The organism is Massilia aurea (assembly GCF_014200505.1).
Lineage (GTDB): Bacteria > Pseudomonadota > Gammaproteobacteria > Burkholderiales > Burkholderiaceae_D > Telluria > Telluria aurea_B.
The window spans coordinates 582894-608159 of the sequence record NZ_JACHBX010000002.1 but is presented as its reverse complement, the minus strand read 5'-3'; the positions used below and the strand labels follow the sequence as shown (position 1 = coordinate 608159).

The following is a 25266-nucleotide window of genomic DNA, read 5'->3' as shown; positions in this document are numbered from 1 at the left end:
GTTTGATCCGGGAGTGGAAGTGTTGTACTGCAATGTCGTGATTATGCGAAAAATTTTGCCAGAGGGCAGCACAATTAACGAGCAAACGCATAAATTTTTGACAACCATGATACTATAATTCAAGTTTTGCACGCATTTGTTACGTGTGGCAATTATTTTCCAATCTGTGGAAAAATAGCCTGGTTCGCCGTGCTGCTCTGCCCGGTTCTATTTTTCAGTTACTCGTTCCTCAATATAAATCATGAAGATCACCATCATTGGCACCGGCTACGTCGGTCTCGTTTCAGGCGCTTGCTTCGCCGATGTCGGCAACACTGTACTGTGTCTCGACGTCAACGAAGAAAAAATTGCAATGCTCAAGAACGGCGTCATTCCGATTCACGAGCCAGGCCTCGACAACATGGTCGAGCGCAACGCCAACGCAGGTCGCCTGCTGTTTTCGACCAGCTACGACGAAGCCGTCGCGCACGCTGACTGCGTGTTCCTGGCCGTGGGTACGCCGCCTGACGAAGACGGCAGCGCCGACCTGACCCACATCCTGGCCGCCGCCCGTTCGATCGGTCAGCGCATCGACAAGCCGGTGGTCGTGGTCGACAAGTCGACCGTCCCGGTCGGCACCGCCGATAAAGTGCGTGCCGCCATCCAGGGCGAGCTCGACAAGCGCGGCAGCACGCTGTCGTTCTCGGTGGTGAGCAATCCCGAATTCCTGAAAGAAGGCGCAGCCATCGACGACTTCATGCGCCCGGACCGCATCGTCGTCGGCAGCGACGACACCGTCGCTACCAAGCTGATGCGCCAGCTGTACGCACCATTCAGCCGCAACCACGAAAAGCTGGTCGAGATGGACGTGCGCAGCGCCGAGCTGACCAAGTACGCCGCGAACGCCATGCTGGCCACCCGCATCAGCTTCATGAACGAGCTGGCCAACCTGGCCGAAGTGCTGGGCGCCGACATCGAAGCCGTGCGCCACGGCATGGGCCTGGACCCGCGCATCGGTTCGCAGTTCCTGTACGCCGGCATGGGCTACGGCGGTTCGTGCTTCCCGAAAGACGTGAAAGCGCTGGTCAAGACCGGTGGCGATCATGGCCAGGTGCTGCACATCCTGGAAGCGACCGAACTGGTCAACGACAACCAGAAAAACGTGCTGTTCAAGAAGCTCACGCGCTTCTACGGCGGCGTCGAAGGTCTCAAGGGCAAGACGGTCGCCGTGTGGGGCCTGTCGTTCAAGCCGAACACCGATGACATGCGCGAAGCCCCAAGCCTGGTGCTGCTCAAGGAGCTGTTCGACGCCGGCTGCCACGTGCGCGCCTACGATCCGGTCGCCAGCAGCGAAGCGCTGCGCGTCTTGGCCCGCGAACACGGTGCTGCGCGCGTCGAATCCATGCTGACGATCGTCAGCTCGGCTGCCGCGGCAACCGAAGGCGCCGATGCGCTGGTCCTGGTCACCGAATGGAAAGAATTCCGCGCGCCGGACTTCGCCGGCCTGGCCACCATCCTGCGTGACAAGGCGATCTTCGATGGCCGCAACATCTATGATCCAGCTGTCGTCGCTGCCGCTGGTCTGGCCTACGAAGGGATTGGCCGCGTCAGCCGGACGGCCGCTTGATGACACCCCAGCGGATCCTGGTCACGGGTGCTGCCGGCTTCGTCGGCAGCTTCGTGGCCGCGCGCCTGGCGGCCATGGGCCATCAGGTGACCGGCTGCGACAACTTCAACGATTATTACGATCCGCGCCTCAAGCATGACCGGGTGCGCGCACTGCTCGCACCCGCTGGCGTTGCCTGCCACACGGTCGAACTGAGCGATGCAGCGCAGGTTGCCGCACTGTTCGAACGCGAGCGGCCGCAACTGGTGGTGCACCTGGCGGCGCAAGCCGGCGTGCGCTACTCGATCGACAATCCGTCCGTGTATATCCAGTCGAACCTGGTGGGCTTCGGGAATATCCTCGAAGCCTGTCGCCAGGGCGCCATCGAGCACTTGTTGTACGCCAGCAGCAGCAGCGTGTACGGCAACAATGCCAAGGTGCCCTTCAGCGAGGACGACCAGGTCGATGCGCCCGTGTCGCTTTACGCCGCCACCAAGAAGTCCAATGAATTGATGGCGCACTCGTACAGCCACCTGTTCAGGTTGCCGGCCACCGGCCTGCGCTTCTTCACGGTCTACGGTCCCTGGGGCCGGCCCGACATGGCGTATTTCAGCTTTGCCGAGAAAATGATGCGCGGCGCCACGATCCCCGTGTTCGCCGAAGGCCTGCTCACACGCGACTTCACCTATATCGACGACATCGTCGAAGGGGTGGTGCGCCTGCTGTTCAAGCCGACGCCGGCCACGGCCACGAGCGCGCCGCATACGGTGTTCAACATCGGTAACCACAATCCGGTGCAGGTGCTCGAGTTCATCCGCACGCTCGAGTCCGTAATGGGCGTCGAAGCGCGCAAGGAATTCCTGCCGATGCAGCCGGGCGACGTGCCTGCCACGCATGCATCGATCGCCAAGCTCAAGGCCTGGGTCGACTTCGCGCCGACCACGCCACTGGCGACGGGCCTGGCCAGTTTCTGGACCTGGTACCGTGACTGGGCGCCGACGCGCGCATGAATGAAAAGGCCGGTTGCAACCGGCCTTTTTTTTCGTGCAGTCAACGTTGAACAGCGCCGAGCACTGGCCTTATGGGCGGTTGGCGCTCACCCGCAAGAAGGTCTCGAACATCAATACCGACCATAACGGCGCGCTGTAATCCTTGCTGCCGGCGATATGCTGGTCCACCATCTCGCGCAAGAATTTTTCGTTGAACATGCCGGTGTCGAGCAGCAGCGGCGACAGCGCAGCAGCGCGCAGCTTCTCGCGCAGCGGGCCGCGCAGCCAGGCGGCCAGCGGAATCGAAAAACCCTTCTTGGCGCGGTACAGCACGTCGTGCGACAGGTACGGTTCGAGCGCCTTCTTGAAGATGTACTTGCCTTCGCCACCGCCGAGCTTGATGTCGGGCGGCAGGCTGGATGCCCATTCCACGAACGTATGGTCCAGCAGCGGCACGCGCACCTCGAGCGAGTGCGCCATCGCGGCGCGGTCGACCTTGGTCAGGATGTCGCCTGGCAGCCAGGTCTTGAAGTCGAGGTACTGGATCAGCGACAGCGGGTCGTCCGTCGGCGATTTTGCAGCGTGGCCAAGGAATACTTCGATCGCGCTGTAGCCCTGCAGCTCACGCTTGAACGAGTCCGAGAACAACTGCGCCCGCACGCGGTCCGGCATGATCGACACGCCGTGGAAATACCCCTCGACCGTGTCGCGCGCCAGTGCCTCGAACGTGGTCTTGGCGCGGAACATGCGCGGCGCCCAATCGGCCTTCGGATACAGCTTGCCCAGCGTGCCGAACACTGGTTTGCGCAGGCTGGCGGGCACCTTGTCGCGCACGCGCTGCTCGGCCATCGCATAGCGGTAGCGGCGGTAGCCAGCGAAGCTTTCGTCGCCGCCATCGCCCGACAGCGACACGGTCACGTGCTTGCGCGCCAGCTGGCACACGCGGTAGGTCGGGATCGCCGAGCTGTCGGCGAACGGCTCGTCGTACAGGTGGCCCAGCGTGTCGATCAGGCCGTAGTCGTCCTTGTCGACGATCTGCGCGTGGTGGGTCGTGCCGTAGCGCGTGGCCACCTCGCTGGCGAACTTCGATTCGTCGTACTCCGGGTCGTCAAAGCCGATCGACAGCGTGGTCACCGGATCGGGATTATTCTGCGCCATCATCGCCACGACCGCGCTCGAATCGACGCCGCCCGACAGGAACGCGCCCAATGGCACGTCGGCCACGGTCTGGCTCTGCACGCATTCGCGCACGCGCTCGATCAGCTCCTGCTCGATTTCCTGCATCGGCCGCTGCGGGGCGCGCTTGAATGGCACATCCCAGTACTGCTCGGGCGTGACCTCGCGCGCGCCCGCCTTGATCACGATGCGGTGGCCGGGCCCCAGCTTGTAGGCGTTATGGAAAATGGTGTGCGGCTCGGGCACGTAGCCGAACGCGAAGTAATCCTCGACCGCGCGCGGATTGAGTTTGCGCGACAGTTCGGGGTGGGTCATGATCGATTTCAGCTCGGAGCCGAACACGAACAGGCCATTCGGGAGCAGCGAATAGAACATCGGCTTGACGCCGACATGGTCGCGCGCGAGGAACATCGTCTGCTTCTTGCGATCCCAGATCGCGAACGCAAACATGCCGCGCAGGCGGTGCACGCAGTCCGGGCCCCAGGCCTGGTAGGCGTGCAGCAGCGACTCCGAATCCGACTTGGTGCGAAACACAAAACCCAGCGCCTCGAGTTCGACGCGCAGCTCGCGGTAGTTGTAGATCTCGCCGTTGAAGACCATCACCACGTCGCGCTCGGCATTGACGATCGGCTGCTGGCCGCTGGCCAGGTCGATCACGGACAGGCGGCGGTGGCCCATGCCCATGCTCGGTTCCAGATACAGCTCGCCCTCGTCGGGGCCGCGGTGGTGCTGGCTTTCGTTCATGCGGCCCAGGGCCGCGCGGTCGATCTCCCGGTTGCCGAGGGTATCAAAAATGCCGACTATTCCGCACATGCTGTCTGGTTCCGCTGAAGTTAAGAGTTGACGATGGGACGCAGCCGCGCCGGCGCCTTGCGCGCACAGAGGCCGTCGTACAGCGCGGTGTACGCGCCGAGCATGGCGGCCATGCTGTACTTGTCTTCGATGCGCGCGCGCGCTGCCGCGCCGTGGCGTGCCCGCAGGGCCGGGTCCTGGACGTAGCGCGCAAGCGCCTCGGCCAGCGCATCGACCTCCACCGGCACCAAGATACCATGCACGTCATCGACGACGACTTCGGGGATGCCGCCCACGCGCGAACACACCGACGGCAGGCCGCAGGCCATCGCTTCGAGCAGCGACACGGGCGTGCCTTCGGCCAGCGAGGGCAGGGCGAAGATGGTAAAGCCATGCAGCAGATCGGCCACGTCGGCGCGCGCGCCGGGCAGCCACACGACATCCTGCAGGCCGGCTTCTGCGACCTGCGCCTGGATCTTGCCGAACAACGGGCCGTCGCCGACGATCGACAGGCGCAGCCGGTCGCGCAGGGCCGGCAGGCGCTCGCGCAGCAGCGCAAACGCGGCCACCAGGCTGGCGTGGTTCTTGACGTCCTGCACGCGTGCCACCGCCCCGATCACGATGTCGCCAGCGCCCCACGGCGCGGCCGTCACCGCTTGCGCGCGCGGAGCGTAGCGGTCGGTATCGACACCGTTCTTGATCAGGTGGTTCTTGGCCGCAGGGATGCGGACAACCTCGGCAAACCAGCGCTGCAGATCGTCCGACACCGGCACATAGCGGTCGATGAACGGCGCGAGATGGCGGCGCAAGAAGTTGTGCTTTGGGTTCAGGCCATGCGGATCGGAGGCGTCGCGGCCATGCTCGGCGTGGATGCGCACCGGCACGCCGGCAGCGGCTGCCGTGAAGCAGTACTCCATCGCCGACAGGTTGTAGGTGTGCAGGATCGTGGGCCGCAGGCGCCGCATCAGCTTCCAGAAGTCGACATGCACGCGTAGTCCGTTCCCGGGCGGCTTGTTCAGCGCATACAGCTCGACGCCCGGTTGCGTGATCTTGTCCGCGAAGGCGCTGTAGCGGGTCAGGCAGACCACCGCATGCCGGTATTTGTCGGCCGGCATGCGGTTGATGCAGTCGACCAGCAGCGTTTCCAGCCCGCCGACATCGAGCGAATACACCAGGTGCACGACGAGGGGTCTTTGAGCGTTCAACACCGCCAGATCACTGTGCATGGTCCGTGCGTCCCCGTTCAATGCGTGCGCGCGTGCTCGATGGCACGCTCGATCGCCTGGCCCTGCACCGTCATGAAGGCGCGCAATGCAGCGCGCGCGGCGTCGGGGTTGTCACCCACCGGCGCCGACAGCAGCACGACAGCGCCATCGTCGCCGCGGAAGCGCAGCTTGGCCTGGGCCTGCAGCAGCTTGCCGACGTAGTTGTTCGAGGTCAGGTGGCCGTCGATCGACATCCATTGCCACACCAGGAACTGGCCGTCTGGACCGGTCATCCGCGTTTCACGCAGCGTCACCGGCTTGCCGTCGATCGTTTCGCTGCGCGCCGAGCCACCCAGCGCATGCCAGGCGTCGTCGGAGGTCGCCAGCGTATTGACGGAGCTGATCAGGGCCTTGCCGTTGCGCTGGTTGCGGTAGTACATGATGTCGAGCGAGACCGGCGCCGCAGCGTCGGGGTTGCGGAAGGTCGCGCGGTACGCGGCATCCGGCGCTACCCAGCGCGGCGTCCAGCCAGTAAATGGCGCCACCTGCGGCCAGCCGACCGCCACGTTCGTCAGCTGTACCGGCTGGGGATTGAGATTGGCCGCGTCGTTATAGCGGGCAAAGCCCGGCCACAGTGCGGCAACGGCCACCACGGCAGCGCACATTGCCGCCATGCGGGCCATGCTGACCGGTGGCACACCATCGCGGCGGGTACGCGCCGCCACCGGCAGTTCGGCCGCAGGCAGCGGATCGTCGTCGCGCCAGAAGCTGCCGATCCAGAACATCAGCAGCATGACCAGGCCGAAGAAGACCCAGCCATAGATCAGGTGGTCGACGCCGGTGGCCAGTTCCATGCCCGACAGGTGGCCGATCATCACGATCATGTAGGCGCGCAGACCGTTGGCAATGATGGGCACGATGATCGACACGACCACAAAGAGTAAACGCTTTTTTGTCGACTGGTAGGTCAGGTAGGCGTACAGGCAGCCGAGCGTGACCGACGAAATCAGGTAGCGCACGCCGCTGCAGGCTTCCACCACCGACCATGAACCGGTCGGCAGTTCGAAGCGGGTGCCATTGCGCAGCACCGGGATGCCGGTGGCCTGCACGGCCCACACGGTGAAGTCGGCGGTCAGGTTGATCAGCGGGGCGACGAAGACTTCGCCGAACGGCACCGCCAGCAGCAGAAACAGGAGCGGAAACGCGAGCGCCCCGGCCAGGCGCGGTCCGAGCATGGCCAGCGCCACGATCGGGAACATGGCGACAAACGCGTACTGCATCACGACCTGCACTTCGCCCATGCGCGCCAGCAGCCAGCCGGCCCCCAGCACCGCCAGGAGGAGCAGCGCAGGCGCCCACGGGCGTGCGGGAATCGCATCGAACACGTCGCGCCGGCGCCAGATCAGCCATAGGCTGATCGGCAGGATGGCGTAGCCGTGCGCGAAGGTCTCGGAGCTGTTCCAGATCGCGACCAGCGATTCGGCGGTGCCCAGATACAGAAAGAACGGTGCGAGCAGCGCCAGCGCGATCAGCATGGCGCTCGAGCGCGCCAGTGGCGTGGGAGCGGCGTCCAGATTGGCGCCGGCAATGCCGGATGGGGGTGTCACGTGCATTCCAGTCGCTCCTCGATGCAGGCCAGGTTGCTTGGCCAACTATAGTGCTGTTCGACGCGCGCGCGTGCGGCGCGGCCCATGCTTGCGTTCTGTTCGTGCTGGCGTGCCAGCAGCGCGCCCACGGTCTCGATCCAGGCCGGCGCGCCATCGGCCACGGCCAGCTCGCTGCCCGGTGCGGCGTCGATGCCTTCAAGCGCCTGCGGCGAGACCACCGTCGGCGTGGCCATGGCCATCGCTTCCAGCACCTTGTTCTGAATGCCGCGCGCGATGCGCAGCGGTGCCACCGCCACGCAGCCGTGACGGATATACGGGCGCACGTCGGGCACGGTGCCCGTTACGGTCACACCCGGCAAGGCGCCGAGCGCCTGCACCTGGGCATTCGGGCGCGAGCCGACGATGTAGAAGGCCAGCGCCGGATCCTGCGCGCGCAAGGCCGGGAAGACCTCGTCGCAGAACCACTGCACGGCGTCGACGTTCGGCCAGTAATCCATCGCGCCCGTAAACACCAGGGCGCGTTCGCCGGCGGCGTACGGGCTGGCAAACGCGTGCTCGGGCGAGAAGTACTCGGTATCGACGCCGTTGCTGAAGTGGCCGATGCGCGCGACGCTTTCCGGTGCCAGCTTGCGGAACAACTCTGCCTCGGGCGCGGAGACGAACAGCGACGCGTCGTACTGGCTGGCGACCTGACGCTCGTAGCGCAGCAACTGGCGCGCTTCGTGCCGGTACAGCCAGCTCATTGGCGGCGATTTTTTCTCGGCGTACTGGCGCCATTTATCGGAATCGACATCGCAGAAGTCGATCACACGGCGCGCATCGCCCAGCTTGTCGGCGTATTGCGCCATCGGCGACGAAAACACCATCACGCGATCGATCTTGTGCGTGGCAACGGCCTGGTCGACCCAGCGCGCCATGCCGGCATCCTGGTAGTAGTCGAGCGACAGCGAGCGGTTCTTGACGAGCGCGCCCAGGCTGCGCACACGGGCGCGCAGCGGATCAAGAGGGGCGAAATGGCTGCTGGCGCACAGCGCCTCCACCGCCGGCACGTGCTGCCAGTCGTCGGCATCGTCGACGAACGTGGCCAGGTGCACGCGGTAGTCACGCGCCAGGTGCTTGAGCAGGTGGTAGGAGCGGATCTTGTCGCCCTTGTTGGGCGGGTACGGGATGCGGTGAATCAGCAGCAGCAGGTCTTGCACGTTGTCAGCCCAGGTTGCGCACGATGTAAGGGCCCATGAAGTTCGCCACCGGCAGCGGCAGCTTTTTCCACACCTTGATGAACAACTGGTACTTGGGGTTCAGCGGATTGTTGTCCGGCAGCGCATCGGCGGCGTACAGCTTGTACTCGTACGGCAGCGGCGTGGCGACAAAGCCCCAGTTCTTCTTGAAGTCGTAGGCACCGGTGCCCAGCTTGCTGCGGCCGAAATCGAACAGGCGGCAACCGCGCGCAGCAGCTGCCTGCATCAGGTTCCAGTACATGAAGTCGTTGCCCGCCACTTCGCGCGCCAGGTCCATGCCACCGCCGTAGTAGGGCACGACTTCGTCGCGCCAGTAGAACGACAGCACCGAGCCGACCAGGCGATCGTCGCTGGTGTAGATCGTGCGCACTTCGCATTCGGCGCCGAAAGTCTTCTGCAGCAGCGCGAAGTACTTTTTCGGGAACACCGGGGTGCCCAGGCGCAGCACGCTGTGGGCGTAGGCCGTGAACATATTGTCGACGTTGTCCTCGACCACGCCCTTCAGGCCCAGCTTGATCCCCTTGCGCACCATGGCGCGCTGCTTGCGCGGGATGGCGTTGAGGTTCTCGTCATCGACGGCGCTGATCTCTTTGCGGAACGTGACGTACAGCTCTTTGGTCAGCCAGCTCGGGTCGTGCGGGTGCGCGCGCTCCATGGCGCGGTATTCGAGGTGGCCCACGCCGAGCTGGCGCGCCAGTGCATCGGCCGCGCCATCGAGCAGCACGCGCGCGCCGTCGTCGATGGCCGCCACGCCGCCGTACACGCAGAACGGCATGGCGCCCAGCGAGTGGCCGAACAGGCGGCTCTTGATCTCTGCCAGCGGCAGCACGCCCTGGATCTGGCCGTCCTGCTCGACGAAGTAGAACCAGGTCTTGATGCCGAACGATTGCTCGATCACGGACTGCCAGCCGGACAGGTGGAAGAACGTGGCTTGCGGACAGGCACGGACGAATGCATCCCAGCGCGCCGCGTTCTGCGGCGTCATCAAATGCAGCGTCTGCGGACCGGCGGCAGCGGCGACGGGCGCCGCGCGCCTGGCTTGCGCCGCTTCGATGATCGAATTCATGGCTTGTCCAGGAAGATGCGGTCCATGCGGTCCCACTTGAAATCACGCGCCAGCTGTTCGAGACGGCGCTCCATGCGGTCGATATTGACGTAGTGACGGAACTTCGCCTTGGCGCCCAGGCCATCGGGCCGTGGCTGGTCGGTGTCGATTTCCCACGGGTGGAAGTAGAACAGGGCCGACTCGCCGTCTTCGCGGTTGACCTTTTCCATCATCCAGCGCGACAGCGCGTACGGCAGCAGGCGGAAGTAACCACCGCCACCGGCCGGCAGGTGACGACCGGCCATCTTCACCGTGGTGATCGGCACTTCGAGGATGCCATCCGGGCCGTTCGGGTAGAACGCGAAACGCGGCGCATCCGGCATGCCGTAGTGGTCGTGCGCGATCGGGTAGATGCTCGAGCTGTACTTGTAGCCTGCTTCGTGCAGTGCGTCGAGCGCCCACAGATTGCCGTGGCCAATTGAAAAACTCGGCGCGCGGTAGCCGACGACGGCCTGGCCGCCGATGTCTTCCAGCAGCGCCTTGGCCGAGCGGATATCGTTGTCGAATTCGGCGCGGCTCTGGTCCGAGGCGCGCAGGTGGCCGTAGCCGTGGCTGGCCAGTTCGTGGCCCGCTTCGACGATGCGGCGCACCATCGCGGGATAGCGTTCGGCGATCCAGCCCAGCGTGAAGAAGGTCGCGCGCACGCCTTCGCGCTCGTACAGCGCGAGGATGCGTTCCATATTGGCTTCGACGCGGCATTCGCGCGTTGGCCAGCTGTCGCGGTCGATGTAGGGGGCAAAGGCCGACACCTGGAAGTAGTCTTCCACGTCGCAGGTCATCGCATTGCGGATTTTTTCACCCGGCGCTGGACGCGGTCGGGCTGCGGGAGCGGTCATTTTCATGGCAGGTTATTCCTGGTGGTCCGGGTGGTGGGGCGCGGCGCCGGAAGCGTTGGGTGGCGTGGCGGCGATCTTTTTCAGGATCGACAGCACCGACACGATCGATTTCTCGAGGCGCATCATGCGCTCGTCGAGCTGCTCGACGCTGGTGCGGCGCTCGCCCGGGTGCAGCTCGTTTGCCTGGCTGCCGCCGTTCGTCTGGTCGGCATCGGCCAGGTTGTCGGTATCGGGCGCGTCAAATTCTTCCGAGATGTCGCGCACCACGTCGTTGATGTGCGCTTCGGTAAAGGCCTGCAGTTCTTCCAGGTAGCCCATCAGGAGCACGCGGTCCATCAGCGTGTTGGTCTTGCGCGGGATACCGCCGCTGTAGGCGTAGATTGCACTGTAGGCGCCGTCGTCGAACGAAGGCGTGCCCTGCCAGCCGACGGTGGCCAGGCGGTGCTCGACATACGCGCGCGTCTCGGCCGCATCCATCGGACCGAGGTGGTAGCTGGCGATCACGCGCTGGCGCAGCTGCTGCATGCCGGGGCTGTGCAGCGTGGCGCGAAACTCGGGCTGGCCAAGCAGGAACGTCTGCAGCAGCGAACGTTCGTCGGTCTGGAAGTTCGACAGCATGCGCAGTTCTTCGACCGTGCGGGCATTGAGGTTCTGGGCTTCGTCGATCACGAGCAGGGCGCGCTTGCCCTGGCGGTCGACCGTGCGCAGGAACTGCTCGAGACGGTTGAGCAGCTCGGCCTTGCTCTGGCCTTCATACGGCAGGCCGAAGCTCGAGACCACCATGCGCAGCGTGTCTTCGGGATCGAGGCTGGTGTTGACGATGTGCGCGGCCACGATCTGGTCGAGCGGCAGTTTGCCCAGCATATTGCGCACGAGCGTGGTCTTGCCGGCGCCGACTTCGCCCGTGATGACGATGAAGCCCTCGCCTTGCGACAGGCCGTACTCGAGGTAGGCCATGGCGCGCTTGTGGCCCTTGGACCCATAGAAGAAATGCGGGTCAGGGCGGAGCTGGAAGGGCTTGGCCGACAGGCCATAATAGGATTCGTACATCGTGATTTACCGTTACTTTCAGAACTTCATGGAGACGCTCGCCACCAAGGCGTGCTCGGTAAAGGTGCCGCCGGCACTGGCGCCATCGGCATACCAGCGGCCAAGGCTCCCGCTACGGCGACGCAGGTCGAGCGCAGCGCGCAGGTCGCCGAAGGTGCGCGTCACGCCCACCCGCAGCGTGCGCTGGTAGTCTTCGTACTCTCTCGATGTCGACTCGTTCTTGCTGACGTCATAGCCCGCGGTCACGTTGGAACGTGAACTGAGCCGGTACGTATAACTTGCATCGAAGCCTTGCTGTTGCACGTTATCGTTCAGGCTGCCTTGCTGGCTGCCCAGCAGCGGGCTGTCGCTTTCCTGGTTCGACAGCGCATTGCTTCGCGTGGCATACAGCGAGACGACGGCATTGCTGTAGCCCCGGCGGTAGGCGACCGAAGCGCGCAGCGATTTCTGGCGTATGAAGCGGTTGCTCAGGTAGTTGACGCTGTCGGTCAGCGACGGCGGCAGGCCGTTTGCCTGAATGTAGGCGGCAACCACGCGCTGGCGCTCGGCCGGGTCCGGATAGGCGGTGGCAAACATGCTGTCGAGCAGGCCTGCGGTGTTGATCGTCGATGGCAGCAGGAATTGCTGGCGCGAGGTCGTGACGACATCGTCGTAGCTGATGTTCCAGCTCGTACTACGGGAGCGGTGCACAGCCGCCAGCGTGCCGGTGGTGCCATAGAAGTGGCGACCGAGCGTCATCTGCAGATTGGTGCGCAGCGATGGCGACCAGGCAAAGCCGAGCGACCAGTTGGCGCCCTGGTCGCCACCGCCCAGTCCTTCGTATTGGTAGCGGTCGTAGCCGGCATTGGCCAGCAGCGACAGGCGCTGGCTGACGATGTAGCGCAGATTGGTCGACAGGCTCTCGTTCGACGAGTCGCCATACTCGGCACCGCCGAGCTCTTGCCTGGTGTAATTGACGCCCCAGCCGACTGTGCGAAAGCCCGTTCCGCTGGCCAGCGAGGCCAGGAAGCTGTCACCACCGGTGCCACGGTAGCCGAGGGCATCGCCGCCGCCGACCGAGTCGCGCGTGTAGCGCAGCGTGCCCTGCGCGGCGTTGCCGAAGCGGTGCATCAGATACGGGCTGATGCTCCACGTATCAATTTCGGTGCGGTTGCGGTTCGAATACATGTCGTTGCTTGCGCGCGGACCGAAGGCCGAGATGCTTTGCTGGCCGCGTGAGGCGCTCGCGTCGATAAAGAACAAATCGCGCGCCAGTTCGCCTCTGAGGCTGCCGCGGTAGCTGCGCTGGGTATTGGCGGTGTCGATGGTCTGGCCAATGACGGCAGGGTCGGCCAGGTTGCGCCGGTCGTCGCCGTGCAGGAAGGCGAACGCATGCACCTGGGCAGTAGCATCGACCGTCAGGCGCCGGCTGCGGTTGAGCACCGTGATCCCAGGCGACACCTGGGTAATCAGGTCGCTGTAGGCCGACGCGTCGTCGGTCAGGTTGACGTTGTCGGTCCAGATTTCACTGACGAGCAGCGTCGGCGTGATCGTCAATTCGGCGTGCGCCGGGAAGGCGACCAGCAGCATTGCGGCCGCCGCGAGCGGCGTCAAGCGCGGCACGGCGCGGCCCACGCGCTGCTTAGCCATAGTGGTAATCATACGTTTCTTCGATGCCAGGAATATCCCTGGTCTTGTTATACAGGAGGTTGACGTTTGCCATTCCTTCGAGCTGCTGCAAGGCTTCCTTGACCGCATGCTGGGTCGTGGTCTGGGCTTCCACGACCACCACGATCTGGCCCATGTGGCTGGCCAGCACGCGCGATTCGCTCGTGAGCATCAAGGGCGGCGAATCGAAGATGATCACGCGGTCGGGATAGCGGTGTGCCAGTTCGTGCACCATCGCCGTCATCGTCGAGCTGGCCAGCAGTTCGGTTGCACGTGGCGTGCTGGTTCCCGCTGGCAGGATCGACAGTGTATCGACGTTGGTGCGCAGCATGACATCCGACAGGTCGAGGGTGTCGTCGAGCAGGATGTCCATCAGGCCGCGCTGGGCTGGCAGGCCGAGCGTGCGCAGCACCGACGGGCGCGCCACGTCAGCATCGACCAGCAGCACGGTGTGATCGAGTTCCATGGCGATGCTCATCGCCAGGTTGATCGCGCTGTAGGTCTTGCCTTCGCCTGGCAGCGAGCTCGTCACCATGATCAGGTTGCCCGGATTGTCCTTGGCGCCGCGTTCGGCAAAAGCGCGCTTGAGCAGCGGGCGCTTGATGATCCGGAATTCTTCCAGCAGGTTCGTGCGCCCGCCGGCGGCGGTGACCATGCCCAGCTCGCGCATGCGCGAGAGGTCCAGTTCGATGACGCGGGTGCTGTGGCGGCCGGCCGTTGGCCGTGCGGCAGCGGCCGGCGCCAGCGTCGGCACGGCAGGCTCCGGCGCGCGCGCGTGAACGAAACCGGCATCGGGCGTGATGGGGTCATGCGAATCCGCCACGCTACTGGCGGCGGTGGTATCAGCAGCATTCTGGCGCTGCTGGTCGATACGGCTTGCTGCTTTTTCGATAATGCTCACATTTGCTCCTTGTTGGCCAACCGGCCTTACATCGTCGGGCGGACCAGGATGGCGGCAACGCCGGCACCGTACAGGCCGAACAGTACCAGCACCGAGGCTGCCAGTGCGAGCAGGCGGCGCTTGCGCAGCACGGTCTGTTCGGCGGTCCAGTTCATGCTTACCGACCCGAGGATCGGCAGGCCCGTCGCTTCACGCAGGGCAGCCTGGCTGAGGAAGGTCGGACGCAGTTGGCTCAGCAGGAATGCACCGGCCAGACCAGCGGCGAGCGCAGCCACAAACACCAGCGAGAACAAGCGCAGGCGGTTCGGGCCACTCGGAATATTCGGTGCAGTTGGCGGGTCGATCACGCGGAAGGTCAGCATGTCGGTGGCCGACGACAGGTCTCCCGACAGCTTGGCCGACTCGCGGCGCTCGACGAGCTTCTGGTAGTTCTCGCGATTGACTTCGTAGTCGCGGTTCAGGCGCGCCAGCTGGGCTTCGATCTCAGGCACTTGCTCGCTCTGGCCGCGCAGGCGGCCGGAACGCGCACTGAACTCGGCCACGCGGGCCTGCAGCGAGGCGACGCGCGCTTCGGCATCGGATAGTTGCACGGTCAGCTGTTGCAGCATCGGGCTGTAGCTCGCGCCCGGATCCAGGCTCGGCTTGGTATTCTTGGCTGCTTCGGCGCGGCGTGCCTGCAACTGCTCGAGCAGGCGGCGATTGGCGACAATATCGGGATGCTGCTCGGTGTACTGGGTGCGCAGTGTATCCAGGTTTTTCACCACCGTGGCAATGCGCTCGTCCATGACCGGATCGACGAAGATCGGCGCGGCGCGATTACCGCTGCTGCCACGGTTATCGCCCGAAATCTGGCGACGGATGGCATTGCGCGCCTGTTCCGCTTCGGCCAGCTCCAGGCGCGCCTGGTTCAGCGATTCATTGGTGGCCATCATGCGCGAACCGTAGTCGGCGCCCTGATTCGGCAGCATGCCCATGTTCTTGATCTTGAAATCCTTGAGCGCGTTCTCGGCTTCGGCCAGGCGCTCTTCGTAGCTGCGGATCTGGTCGTCGATGAACTGCACGGCCTTGTCGGAATCCTGCTTCTTGCCACCGAAGCTGCCTTCGACAAAGATGGTCAGGAAGGCCTGGACCACGTCCTTGCCTTCGCGCGCGCTGGTGCCGGTGTAGGTGATGGTATAGATGTCATCGCGCTCGGTGCCGGCGATCTTGATGTTGGCCATCATGTCGTCGACCAGCTTGGTCATTTCCTTGGCATCCTCGGCTTTGACGTCGAGGTCGACCTCGCGTACCACGCGTTCCACGTTCGGACGGCTGATCAGGGTGCGGCGCATGAAAAGGACTTGCTGCTCCAGGTTCGGCAGCATGGTCATGCCCGACAGCAGCGGCTTGAGGATGCTTTGCGTATCCACGTAGACGCGGGCCGATGCTTCGTACTGGTTGGGCAGTTTGTAGACGACGAGCCAGCCGGCGAGCGCCACCACCCACGTGATGATGACCGCGTGCCAGCGGTACTTGCCGATGGCTTTCAATAAGTTAAGAATCTGGGAAGTAATTTCAGCCATCGTATCAGTCTCGCCGGTCAGGTCCCGGTCTCTAAAAAAACCAGGTTCACAAATAAACAATGTGCATGATCGCTTGTACCCTAAGCAATTGCAATTGAGGGTTAGGAAATCCAGCGATTCTGGGTAATTGGTAACATCTGTTTGCAACACACCCGCAAACAGTCGCAGGGAATCTTAAGTAAATTTCATTACCGCACGCTTAACTGTTGCATTATCGCAAACATTTAATGAACTTGCTCGGTGTATTTTGTGGAACGGTTGTTGCTGGACCGTGACAAAGCAGGCGCTGCGGAATGTTGCTGAAATTCAAAGGTCCTTATTATAATGGCTAAATTCCGAAACGGTTCGTACGATTGCTTCCGTTGTGCAACTACACTACATAGAGAAGTCGGGAAGTCCTGATGATGCGTCGAATGATTGGATTGAAGCTGGCAACAGGGGTGCTGGCCTTTAGCATCGGCCTGCCTGCAATCGCCGCCACGCTGGTGCAGACGGTGGCGGCGGTCAAGCCGTCGATCGTGGGCGTTGGCACGCAAATGCAGACCCGGAGTCCGGCCATCGTGTTCAGCGGTACGGGGTTTGTGGTCGGCGACGGCCTGAGCGTGATCACCAATGCCCACGTCGTGCCGAACCAGCTCGACGGGGCCAAGCTGGAGCAGATCGGCATCGTGGTGCCCGATGGCGCCAGTGTGCGTTTTCGCGCGGCCCAGCTGGTTGGCCTGGATCGCGAGCATGACCTGGCGCACCTGCGCATTCAGGGCACGCCATTGCCGGCGCTGAAACTGGGTGATGCGAGCATGGCGGCCGAAGGGCAGGCGCTGGCATTTACCGGTTTTCCACTTGGTATGGTGCTGGGCCTGTTCCCGGCGACGCACCGCGCACTGCTGGCGGCGATCACGCCGGTGATGCAGCCGTCACTGAGCGCGCGCCGGCTCGATGCGCGCGCCGTGACCCAGTTGCAACGCACGCCGTTCAGTATCTATCAGCTCGATGGCACGGCTTACCCTGGCAACAGCGGCAGTCCGCTGTACGACCCGGATACGGGGCAGGTGCTGGCGGTAATTAATATGGTGTTCGTGAAAGGTTTGAAGGAATCCGCGATCACGGCGCCCAGCGGCATCACGTATGCGATTCCGGTGCGCCATGTAAAGGAATTGCTGGCGCGCTAGACGGGCCTGTCGCGTTGGCTTGTCAGGCATCGTGTTGAAGTTGCAACAAGAAAGTATTTCAATTGTGCATGGCTTGTTCCCATCCCGGACTGCGCTACAATAGCGCAGGCCATGATGGCGAAATAACAATTATTGATGCGCGCCGTACACCATGCTGGTACGTGGAGCACGCAGCGCGCTAGGGATGAACGCGATGATGACGAAACTGACGAAACACCTGGTAACCGCGGGCGCTGCTGCCTGCATGCTGATGCTTGGCGCTTGCGCTACGCCTGTGCCACCGAGCACTGCCGCGATGGCGCCCATCAACCCGGATTACCTGATCGGCCCTGGTGACAGCGTCAACATCATCGTCTGGCGCAACCCTGAAGTATCGATGTCGGTGCCGGTCCGTCCGGACGGCAAAATCACCACCCCGCTGGTGGAAGACCTGCCGGCCGCTGGCAAGACCTCAACCCAACTGGCGCGCGATATCGAAGGTGCCCTGGCGAAGTTCATCCAGCAGCCCGTCGTCACTGTCGTGGTCACCAATTTCATCGGCAACTTCAGTGAGCAGATCCGTGTGATCGGTCAGGCTGCACGACCGCAGGCGCTGCCATACCGCCGCGACATGTCGGTGATGGATGTCGTGATCGCCGTCGGCGGCGTGACTGAATTCGCTTCCGGCAACAAGGCAAGCATTATCCGCACCGTCGATGGCAAGCAGGAAAAGCTCGTTGTCCGTTTGGACGACCTGATCAAGGACGGTGATATTTCGGCTAACATCATGATGCGTCCAGGCGACATCCTGGTCATCCCGGAGAGCTTTTTTTAAGTTCTTGTCGATGGTTTTTACACCCCAGACCGGCTTCGGTCCTACAATGGGTGTGAATCGCGCTTGACAAGCGCTTAAGTTATTGTTTTAAGTGAATTATTCCCGCAGGAACTTTATTGGGCGCGAATCTTGCTCCCCCCTCTGCGTGCGCAATTGAAATCGAGGACTCTCCGTGGCTAATGATCAACAACAAAGCGGTAGCGAGCCGCAGCAGCAACAAATTCCGCAGGCGCCGGCAATGCCCAAGCATGGCGCAACCCGCCGTCGCCTGGCCAAGGCTGGCATCGGTGCGGCTGGCGTGCTGTGGACGCTCGAAAGCCATGCCACGCTGAAGAGAACCGGTTTCGTCTGCGAATCGGCTTCTGCCCATATTTCGGCTGGCATCAGCAACAACGCCACAGAGCAGCGCTGCAATCCACTGTCGCCTTCGGTGTGGTGCGCCATTGCCTACGGATGGCCATGCAACAAGACCAAGAAGTTCCACGATATCTTCACGTGCAACGAGCGCAGGTTTGCCGATACGTATTACAAGGCCAGCCTGCTGGACGTCATGAACGCCAAGTACGATAGCTACAATATCGGGCGTCACCTGGCAGCTGCCTATCTGAACGTGATCTCGAAGCGCATCGACTTCCTGGACGTGCCGACACTGCAGCGCATGTGGAACGAACTCAAGGTCAGCGGCCACTACAAGGTCAGCGCCAATCAGTACTGGACTGTCGGCGAGGTCAGGAACTATCTTGTCGCAGTTCACGGCTGGTGATCGACCCGGGTTCTGGCGTCGTCCGGGACCTGCAACACTGCACTACCGGCAATGGCAGGATGAAGTGGTGTTGTTTAATGACATCTCCGGTGCCACCCACTTGCTGACGCTCGAGGCGCTCGTCGTCCTCGAACATATGGGCACCACAGCTACTTCGGAAACGGCGCTTGCCGCAGTCCTGCGCGAACACTTCGACGTCGAAGACGCCACCCTGTCCGACGATGTCGCCGACCTGCTCGGACAACTCTCCAGCCTGGATCTGATCGAACCATGTCCCTTGTAGCCGATCTGGGCCGCGCCGAACTGGTGCGGCGCCTCGGCGGCCCCGGTCTGTTGCTGCGCACCGGGCCTTTCGTCAGCCGTGTTCAATCAAATATCTCCCTCGTCGCCGATGGCATCGGGTCGCTGTACCGCGACTACCCGGTCGAGGCGCCGGGCGGCTTCGCCGATTTCCAGGTGCGCCTGCTGCACTCCACCGGGTTGCGGCGCTGGTGGCACCCGCAGGTATGCTTCGACTATGACGGCCGCGAACCCTTTGCCCCGCTGCCGCTGGCGCAGGCCTGGCCAATGTTCGAGTGGGTGATGAACTGGTGCGTGTCGAACCGCGCCCACCGCTACCTGATCGTGCACGCCGCCGTTGTTGAGCGCAATGGTTGCGCGGTTGTCCTGCCGGCTCCGCCCGGCTCGGGCAAAAGCACGCTGTGTGCGGCGCTGGTGTGCCGCGGCTGGCGTCTGTTGTCGGATGAATTGACGCTGGTACGGCGCAGCGATGGCATGCTCGTGCCGCTGGCGCGCCCGGTCAGCCTGAAAAACACCTCGATCGACGTCATCCGCGCGTTTGCGCCCGATGCCACCTTCGGCATGCCGGTGCCCGGCACGACCAAGGGCACGATCGCGCACCTCAAAGCGCCGTCCGGGAGCGTCGCCCGCGTCGGCGACGTGGCCAGGGCGCGCCACGTCGTGTTCCCGCGCTATCAGGCGGGCGCTGCCACCACACTGACGCCGCTGTCGAAAGGGCAGTTATTCATGCGAGTGGCTGAAAACGCGTTCAATTATTTTGTGCTCGGACCCGATGGTTTCGATTGCCTGGCGAATCTGGTCGACGACTGCGATGGCCACGAGTTCTGTTACAGTCAGCTCGACGAAGCCATTGCCCTGTTCGACGGCCTGGCTGGCGAGACGCCATGAGCGCGCCCGTACCATCGTTGCTGGTCGAGGTCCTGTCCCGACCCGCCAGAGTGCAAACCCTCGACCTTCCGGGCTGGGAGCGCCTGCTGCGCCAGGCCGACAGCGCCAATCTCAGCGCAATCCTCGTTTATTTGCTCGAGGAGCATGGTTTGCTCGATGGCGTGCCGATGCAGCCGCGCGAGCACCTGGACGCGATGCGCATCGTGGCCCTGCGCCACCGGCGCCTGACCGGCTACGAGGTCGAGCGCATCCGCAGCGCCCTGGCCCAGCTCGGGTTGCCCCTGATTTTGCTCAAGGGCGCTGCGTATGCAATGGCCGGCCTGCCGTCCGGACGCGGCCGTTTGTTTTCGGACATCGACATTCTGGTGCCCAAGGACAGCCTCGACCAGGTCGAGCGCGCGCTGATGCTTCACGGCTGGGCCAGCGCCCACCATGACGCCTACGACGAACGCTATTACCGTACCTGGATGCATGAGCTGCCCCCAATGGTGCATTTGCGCCGCGGCAATGCGATCGATGTGCACCACGCAATCCTGCCCGAAACGGCGCCCGTGCGGCCCGATCCGGCATTGCTGCGCGCGGCAGCGCGGGCGATTCCTGGTGAGCAGGGCGCGCTGGGCATCTACACGTTGTGCCCACACGACATGTTCTTGCACAGCGCCGTGCACCTGTTCTTTGGTGGCGAATTCGACCAGGGCTTGCGCGACCTGTTCGATCTGCATCGCCTGGCGCTGCATTTTGACACCGAGCCAGGGTTCTGGGATGGCCTCGTGGCGCGTGCCGATGCGCTGGAACTGACGCGCCCGTTGTTCTACGCATTGCGTTACATCACCCACACTTTTGGCACGCCGGTGCCAGCGGCAACGCTGGCTGCCGCCGCGCCATTTGGTCCAACAGGCTTGTTGTTGCCATTGATGGACGCGCTCTTCCTGCGCGCACTGTCGCCGTTACACCCGGAATGCGCCACGCGCTTCGATGGCGCAGCGCGCTTTACCTTGTATGTGCGCGGAAACTGGCTGCGTATGCCACCGGTGTTGCTCGCGCGCCACTTGTTTCACAAGGCTTTCTTGTCGCCACGTACCGCAGAGGCCGCTTGAGCTGCTACTCTTTGCTTTCTGACGAGTTTAGTAGCCCTATTACCAGAAAAAGTTCATTCTGGTAATTAAATTTATAAATTGTAATTATTGATGCTATGATGATCACATTTCATCAATGCATTACATATCGGTTTCGCCTGGAGGAAGTATATGATCGAGACATTAGCGCCAGCCGTTCCTTGCGCAAGTCTGGGCAGCGATGACTTCGCTAACGGCGGAATGAATCCCAGCATCATCGACGTCACCATCAACGAACGCGTATTCGGCATTCGCGCGGCTGATATTGACACCCAGCGTAACTCCGCGAGCATGCTCATCAGTAAGATGTATGCTTGGCGCGGCTATAGCGGTAATCATCAGATCGGTAACGATCCGAACCGGATCACGCTGACCGCCTCGGACCATGGACAGGTATTCGGCACCTTGAGCCTGGGCCTGGATTCCGAGATCGGCCTGATGGCCGACCAGGTGTTTGCCGACTACGTCGATACCCAGCGCAACAGCGGCAAGGTATGCGAAATCATCAAGCTGGCTGTCGATCCGGCGATCAAGTCCAAGGCCGTGCTGGCCTCGCTGTTCCACGTGGCCCTGATCTATGCCCGCGACCTGAATGGTTGCACGCACATCTTCATTGAGGTCAATCCACGTCACCGTCGTTTCTATGAAGCCATGTTGGGTTTCCAGACAGTGTGCGAAGCGCGGCCCAACCCGCGCGTTCAGGCGCCGGCAGTGCTGCTCAGCGCCGCCACGGCCTACGGGACCGAGCAGGTGGCCAAGTGGGGCGGCATGCAGGACAAGGCAGTGGGCGAGCGCTCGCTGTTTCCATGGTTCTTTTCGCAGCGTGAAGAAGCCGGTATCATCAACCGCCTGCGCCAGCTCGGTTAATCAGTCACCCTTCTGCGGTCCCTTCCCAAGGGCCGCGGCAGCCCGCCATACTTTCTCTGTTGCATTTGTTCCTTGCCTGCTTGGCAGGAACGTCCTATATTCAGCGCTCTTGTATTTGACAATGAGGGTGCGCCATGACGACAGGTAAGACCAGGGACGAAATCGCCGAAGCCTATTCCTCCGAGCCGTGGTGGTACGACCTGCGCGGTTTCTTCATTCTGACCTTCGCTTATAACAGCACCATCGGCACCCAGATGCGCTTCTTCGGACCGAACTTTGGTCCGGAACACCTGGAAGTGGCATGCGGCACCGGAACGCTGCTCGAGATGGTGCTGAACTGGCGCCGTCGCCGCAAGCTGCCGCAAGTCAAGGTGACTGGTATCGACTACGCCCCGTCGATGCTGGCCGGTGCCAAGCGCCGTTTTGCCAATAATCCTCAGGTTGTTGTCCAGCACGCCGATGCGGCACAGCTGCCGTTTGCCGACAACAGCTTCGACACGGCCAATATCGCCAACTCGATCCACTGCTTCCCGACGATCGATGGCGCCTTGCGCGACATCCTGCGTGTGCTCAAACCAGGCGGCACGATGGCAGCAAACGTGTTGTTGTACCCAACCGGATTCGCACCGCTACGCTGGGCAGCGCAAAAAATTAATGACTGGGGCATCCGCAAGGGCATTCTGTACAGCCCATTCCATACCGAAGAACTTCGCGCCAAGATGTTGGCGGCAGGTTATGAAATTCACTCCGAATTTACTTCGGGAAATACTTGGAATGTCGTGGTACGCAAGCCGGTGTAGGAGCAATCTGACAGCATCGTCTTCAGGGAGGAAATATGCTGTCGGTATTTTTTACAGTGATGTTTGATCTCGAACAGTCTGAATCGCTAACTGTTTGATTTAAAACAAATCTCTTGAGCTGGCACGGTGATTGCTTATATAGCCTCGTGAGCAGTACCCCAGATAACCCAGGAGATTTACGAAATGAACGCCTTCAAGAAAACCATCGTCGCCGCATCGATCGCAGCTGCTTCCCTGTTCAGCGCAACCGCAAGTGCTGGCGTGTTCGAAGTCAACCCGACCGGCAGCTACGCGAACTTCACCGCTGACCGTATCGGCGGCACCTACACCGAAATCGCAACGTTCAACCAGGCAGCTGGTACGTTCAATGTCTCGCTGTACTGGGATGCTACGTCGTTCGTCAGCAACGGTGTTTCGGTCAAGGCCGGCACGACGGGTCTGGGCGTTGGTTACAGCATGTACGCACTGTACAAAGCAGCAGGCACCTTCGTGACCACGGGCGCTGAGACCGTGTTCACGTTCCTGCCAGGCACCGGTGGCCTGTCGCTGTTCCTGGATGCTGGCAACAACACCGTCAAGACCGCCAACGCAACCACCGGTTCGGGCAACTTCACCTTCGCAAACACGGCTGATGACGTCGAACTGGCTACCGGCATTGCACTGGCTGGTGAAGGCAACCTGGACCCAACGCTGAGCACCTGCGGCACCGGCTCCGGCGTCGGCATCAACTGCGGCAGCTTCGGTTCGGACACCACCTTCAACCTGACCGGCCCAGGCGCAAACTTCTTCGTTTCGCCAAACCCGTTCTACAACCTGTCGTTCCAGTCGGGCCAGCTGACCCGCTTCTCGCCGACCGCAACCCAGACCATCACCGGTTCGCTGGACGTCGTGTTCGAAGGCCAGCCTTCGGAAGTGCCAGAGCCAGCATCGGTTGGCCTGCTGGGCCTGGGCATGCTGGGTCTGTACGCAGCACGTCGCCGCAACAAGAAAGCTGCCTAAGAATTACGGGCCTGCTGCGCAGGCCTGATTCTCAAGCAAGAAAAAAACCACTACCGGTAACGGCAGTGGTTTTTTTTCGTTGCCCGACTCGTCGGCGCGACGCGCCAGCAAATCGCCGCGCCAACGGTTCAGCGACCGGCGGCGGCCATGCGGGCAAACTGGCGCCGGCCAATGGCAATCGCCAGGCGCTGGATCGGATGCCGGTTGCCGCCCGGCCGCCACGTGCGCTTGAGCTTGTTGCGGTAGGCGTCGAACTGCATGCCCCATGGCGCCGCCAGCACGTCGCCGCGCCCCAGCAGGATCTTGAGCGATTCGGTGGCAATGATGCCGGCGCACAGCTGGCAAGCCATGAAGGTCGATGGACCGCGCCGCTCGGCGAAGTTCACCGAACCAGGCACCATCAGGTAGTTGCGGTGCAGACCAGCCGGCGCCAGGCCGACCACGAAGCGGATCGCCTTTTCCTGCTCCGGCAAATCGCCCCAGCCGAAATACTCCTCGAACGTCATCTTGCCCGGCATGAAGTTGAGCAGGGCAGCGCCCATGCCCAGTGGCGCCGCCGTGGTGGCCGGGATACCGAGCCGTGCACAGGCAGCAAACGTCTGCTGGCGCGCATCGAAGGCGAAGAAGTCGAGCGCATCGACGTACAGATCGACGCCGGCCAGGAATTCATCAAGATTGTCGGCATGGACGCCTTCGGGAAAGATCTTGATGTCGATGTCGGGGTTGATGTCGCGCGCCATGCGCGCCAGTACGTCGGCCTTGGGCTGGCCGACGGTCGACATCATCGCGCCCACTTGGCGGTTGAAGTTGGGGATGTCGAAGGTGTCGAAGTCGGCAATATGAAAATGCGTGACGCCCAGACGGGCCAGCGTCAGCAGGTGCACGCCACCGACGCCACCGCCGCCCGCAATGGCAATGCGCTTGCCACGCAACTGCTGCTGTTCGGCGGGCGTGACCCAGCCAATATTGCGTGAAAACGCCTGCTCGTACTGGAACGGATTGCTCATCGGGGACATTGCGAAAAAGTAGGGACAAGCTGGTCGGCGCCGCAGGAAGAGCAGGGCGCATACCGGCGGCGCAGTCGCTTACGCCGGATGTGACTCATCCATGCGCAGCAGGCGGTTGATGATACCGCGTTCCTCGCGGGGCGAAAAGAAGTATGGGTAGAACGAGCGCTCTTCGGTTTCGCCATCGGCGGCAAAGGTGCCGCCGAAAATACTGATCTGCTCGGTTACGTAGTTGAGGTTCACGCGCAGCAGGTAGGCCGGCGCATCCACCCGCGTATTGACCTTGAGCTCGCCTTCTTTGCGGAACCCCAGCATGCGCTCGTAGAAACGGCGGTGGCGCGGATTGACCTCGATGATGATGTCGGTGCAGCCATGCATGTCGCGGGCGTAGATGACGGCCAGGTGGAACACGTTGGCCAGCGCGGTTTTCGAGCGCACTGACGGATCGAACGCAAATTTGGTGAACTCGCAGAGGCGGGCGCCATTGGCGCGGTGGGCGTCGAGCTCAGCGCCGAAGACTTCATCGGCCATCAGCCCGACCTCGGAATCGATGCCGATACTGAGGGTGCCGACGACGTCGCCCTTGTCGGTGGCGGTCAGCGTGATGCGATTGGGGTCGTTACTCGGCTGGTGATCTCCGGAATAGCCACGCCAGGCGTACATCCTGTTGATCAGCATGCTGGCCGAGTTACGACCGTCCGAAGTATCGGTAAGCCGGATTCCGTATGAATCGTCGTTCACGATAAACATCCTTATTTATGTCATGACATCTTATCTCGACATCAATAAATTGAGCGTTCGATAGGATGAATAAATATCATCGCCAGGATGCTGTATGCAACGGTAAAACA

The 25266-nt window shown here is 62.6% G+C and carries 23 protein-coding genes; 11 read left to right on the top strand and 12 right to left on the bottom strand.

Annotation, left to right across the window (positions count from 1 at the left end; translation table 11 throughout):
- The first annotated feature begins 241 nt into the window (after positions 1-241).
- Positions 242-1606 (top strand): UDP-glucose dehydrogenase family protein, encoded by a 1365-nt coding sequence (locus HD842_RS12060; RefSeq protein WP_183554703.1) that lies wholly within the window; start codon positions 242-244, stop codon positions 1604-1606.
- Complete coding sequence (locus HD842_RS12055; RefSeq protein ID WP_183554701.1) at positions 1606-2595, top strand: NAD-dependent epimerase/dehydratase family protein; 990 nt, start codon at positions 1606-1608, stop codon at positions 2593-2595. Before HD842_RS12060 ends, HD842_RS12055 begins: the two co-directional genes overlap by 1 nt.
- A 69-nt stretch (positions 2596-2664) precedes the next feature.
- On the opposite strand, the gene HD842_RS12050 is transcribed toward HD842_RS12055, so the two are convergent.
- The 10 genes from HD842_RS12050 to HD842_RS12005 are packed head-to-tail and all read right to left on the bottom strand — an operon-like array spanning position 2665 to position 15693.
- Positions 2665-4563, bottom strand: a complete 1899-nt coding sequence (locus HD842_RS12050) for an XrtA/PEP-CTERM system amidotransferase (protein WP_183554698.1) — start codon at positions 4561-4563, stop codon at positions 2665-2667.
- A gap of 20 nt (positions 4564-4583) precedes the next feature.
- On the bottom strand, positions 4584-5768 hold the full coding sequence (locus HD842_RS12045; protein ID WP_183554697.1) for a TIGR03088 family PEP-CTERM/XrtA system glycosyltransferase: 1185 nt from the start codon (positions 5766-5768) through the stop codon (positions 4584-4586).
- A 17-nt stretch (positions 5769-5785) separates the two neighbouring features.
- Positions 5786-7360, bottom strand: a complete 1575-nt coding sequence (gene xrtA / locus HD842_RS12040) for an exosortase A (RefSeq protein WP_183554695.1) — start codon at positions 7358-7360, stop codon at positions 5786-5788.
- Positions 7351-8553, bottom strand: a complete 1203-nt coding sequence (locus HD842_RS12035) for a TIGR03087 family PEP-CTERM/XrtA system glycosyltransferase (protein ID WP_183554694.1) — start codon at positions 8551-8553, stop codon at positions 7351-7353. Before HD842_RS12035 ends, xrtA begins: the two co-directional genes overlap by 10 nt.
- A 4-nt stretch (positions 8554-8557) precedes the next feature.
- Positions 8558-9658, bottom strand: a complete 1101-nt coding sequence (locus tag HD842_RS12030; RefSeq protein WP_183554693.1) for a FemAB family XrtA/PEP-CTERM system-associated protein — start codon at positions 9656-9658, stop codon at positions 8558-8560.
- Positions 9655-10539 carry an XrtA system polysaccharide deacetylase gene (locus tag HD842_RS12025; protein WP_183554692.1) on the bottom strand — a complete coding sequence of 295 codons (885 nt, stop codon included), beginning with the start codon at positions 10537-10539 and terminating at the stop codon, positions 9655-9657. The genes HD842_RS12030 and HD842_RS12025 overlap by 4 nt, the downstream gene beginning before the upstream one ends.
- Before the next feature lie 6 nt (positions 10540-10545).
- Complete coding sequence (locus HD842_RS12020; protein WP_183554691.1) at positions 10546-11583, bottom strand: XrtA/PEP-CTERM system-associated ATPase; 1038 nt, start codon at positions 11581-11583, stop codon at positions 10546-10548.
- An 18-nt stretch (positions 11584-11601) separates the two neighbouring features.
- Positions 11602-13212: a TIGR03016 family PEP-CTERM system-associated outer membrane protein gene (locus HD842_RS12015; protein ID WP_183554690.1), complete on the bottom strand. Its 1611-nt coding sequence runs from the start codon at positions 13210-13212 to the stop codon at positions 11602-11604.
- Positions 13205-14131: an XrtA-associated tyrosine autokinase gene (locus HD842_RS12010; protein ID WP_183554688.1), complete on the bottom strand. Its 927-nt coding sequence runs from the start codon at positions 14129-14131 to the stop codon at positions 13205-13207. The genes HD842_RS12015 and HD842_RS12010 overlap by 8 nt, the downstream gene beginning before the upstream one ends.
- A 26-nt stretch (positions 14132-14157) precedes the next feature.
- Positions 14158-15693 carry an XrtA system polysaccharide chain length determinant gene (locus HD842_RS12005; RefSeq protein WP_183554686.1) on the bottom strand — a complete coding sequence of 512 codons (1536 nt, stop codon included), beginning with the start codon at positions 15691-15693 and terminating at the stop codon, positions 14158-14160.
- A 404-nt stretch (positions 15694-16097) separates the two neighbouring features.
- Here HD842_RS12005 and HD842_RS12000 point away from each other — a divergent pair, with 404 nt between their 5' ends.
- From HD842_RS12000 to pepA, 9 genes are all read left to right on the top strand, one after another.
- Entirely contained in the window at positions 16098-16862 is a 765-nt protein-coding gene (locus tag HD842_RS12000; protein ID WP_308638390.1) for a S1 family peptidase, read from the top strand.
- A 184-nt stretch (positions 16863-17046) separates the two neighbouring features.
- Positions 17047-17676: an XrtA/PEP-CTERM system exopolysaccharide export protein gene (locus HD842_RS11995; protein ID WP_183554682.1), complete on the top strand. Its 630-nt coding sequence runs from the start codon at positions 17047-17049 to the stop codon at positions 17674-17676.
- A gap of 172 nt (positions 17677-17848) precedes the next feature.
- Complete coding sequence (locus HD842_RS11990) at positions 17849-18439, top strand: hypothetical protein (RefSeq protein ID WP_183554680.1); 591 nt, start codon at positions 17849-17851, stop codon at positions 18437-18439.
- On the top strand, positions 18417-18722 hold the full coding sequence (locus HD842_RS11985; RefSeq protein WP_183554677.1) for an HPr-rel-A system PqqD family peptide chaperone: 306 nt from the start codon (positions 18417-18419) through the stop codon (positions 18720-18722). The genes HD842_RS11990 and HD842_RS11985 overlap by 23 nt, the downstream gene beginning before the upstream one ends.
- Positions 18710-19627, top strand: a complete 918-nt coding sequence (locus tag HD842_RS11980; RefSeq protein WP_183554675.1) for an HprK-related kinase A — start codon at positions 18710-18712, stop codon at positions 19625-19627. The genes HD842_RS11985 and HD842_RS11980 overlap by 13 nt, the downstream gene beginning before the upstream one ends.
- Positions 19624-20724: a nucleotidyltransferase domain-containing protein gene (locus HD842_RS11975; protein WP_183554673.1), complete on the top strand. Its 1101-nt coding sequence runs from the start codon at positions 19624-19626 to the stop codon at positions 20722-20724. Before HD842_RS11980 ends, HD842_RS11975 begins: the two co-directional genes overlap by 4 nt.
- 309 nt (positions 20725-21033) lie before the next feature.
- A complete protein-coding gene (locus HD842_RS11970) occupies positions 21034-21609 on the top strand; it encodes a GNAT family N-acetyltransferase (RefSeq protein WP_229424731.1) in 576 nt (191 codons plus the stop codon).
- A gap of 134 nt (positions 21610-21743) precedes the next feature.
- Positions 21744-22409: a class I SAM-dependent methyltransferase gene (locus tag HD842_RS11965; RefSeq protein ID WP_183554668.1), complete on the top strand. Its 666-nt coding sequence runs from the start codon at positions 21744-21746 to the stop codon at positions 22407-22409.
- A 183-nt stretch (positions 22410-22592) separates the two neighbouring features.
- Entirely contained in the window at positions 22593-23408 is an 816-nt protein-coding gene (gene pepA / locus HD842_RS11960; protein WP_183554666.1) for a flocculation-associated PEP-CTERM protein PepA, read from the top strand.
- Positions 23409-23536: 128 nt separating this feature from the next.
- On the opposite strand, the gene HD842_RS11955 is transcribed toward pepA, so the two are convergent.
- Together HD842_RS11955 and HD842_RS11950 are read right to left on the bottom strand one after the other, a co-directional pair.
- Entirely contained in the window at positions 23537-24415 is an 879-nt protein-coding gene (locus HD842_RS11955) for a ThiF family adenylyltransferase (RefSeq protein ID WP_183555298.1), read from the bottom strand.
- A gap of 78 nt (positions 24416-24493) precedes the next feature.
- Positions 24494-25165: a GNAT family N-acetyltransferase gene (locus HD842_RS11950; RefSeq protein WP_221290474.1), complete on the bottom strand. Its 672-nt coding sequence runs from the start codon at positions 25163-25165 to the stop codon at positions 24494-24496.
- Positions 25166-25266 lie beyond the last annotated feature (101 nt).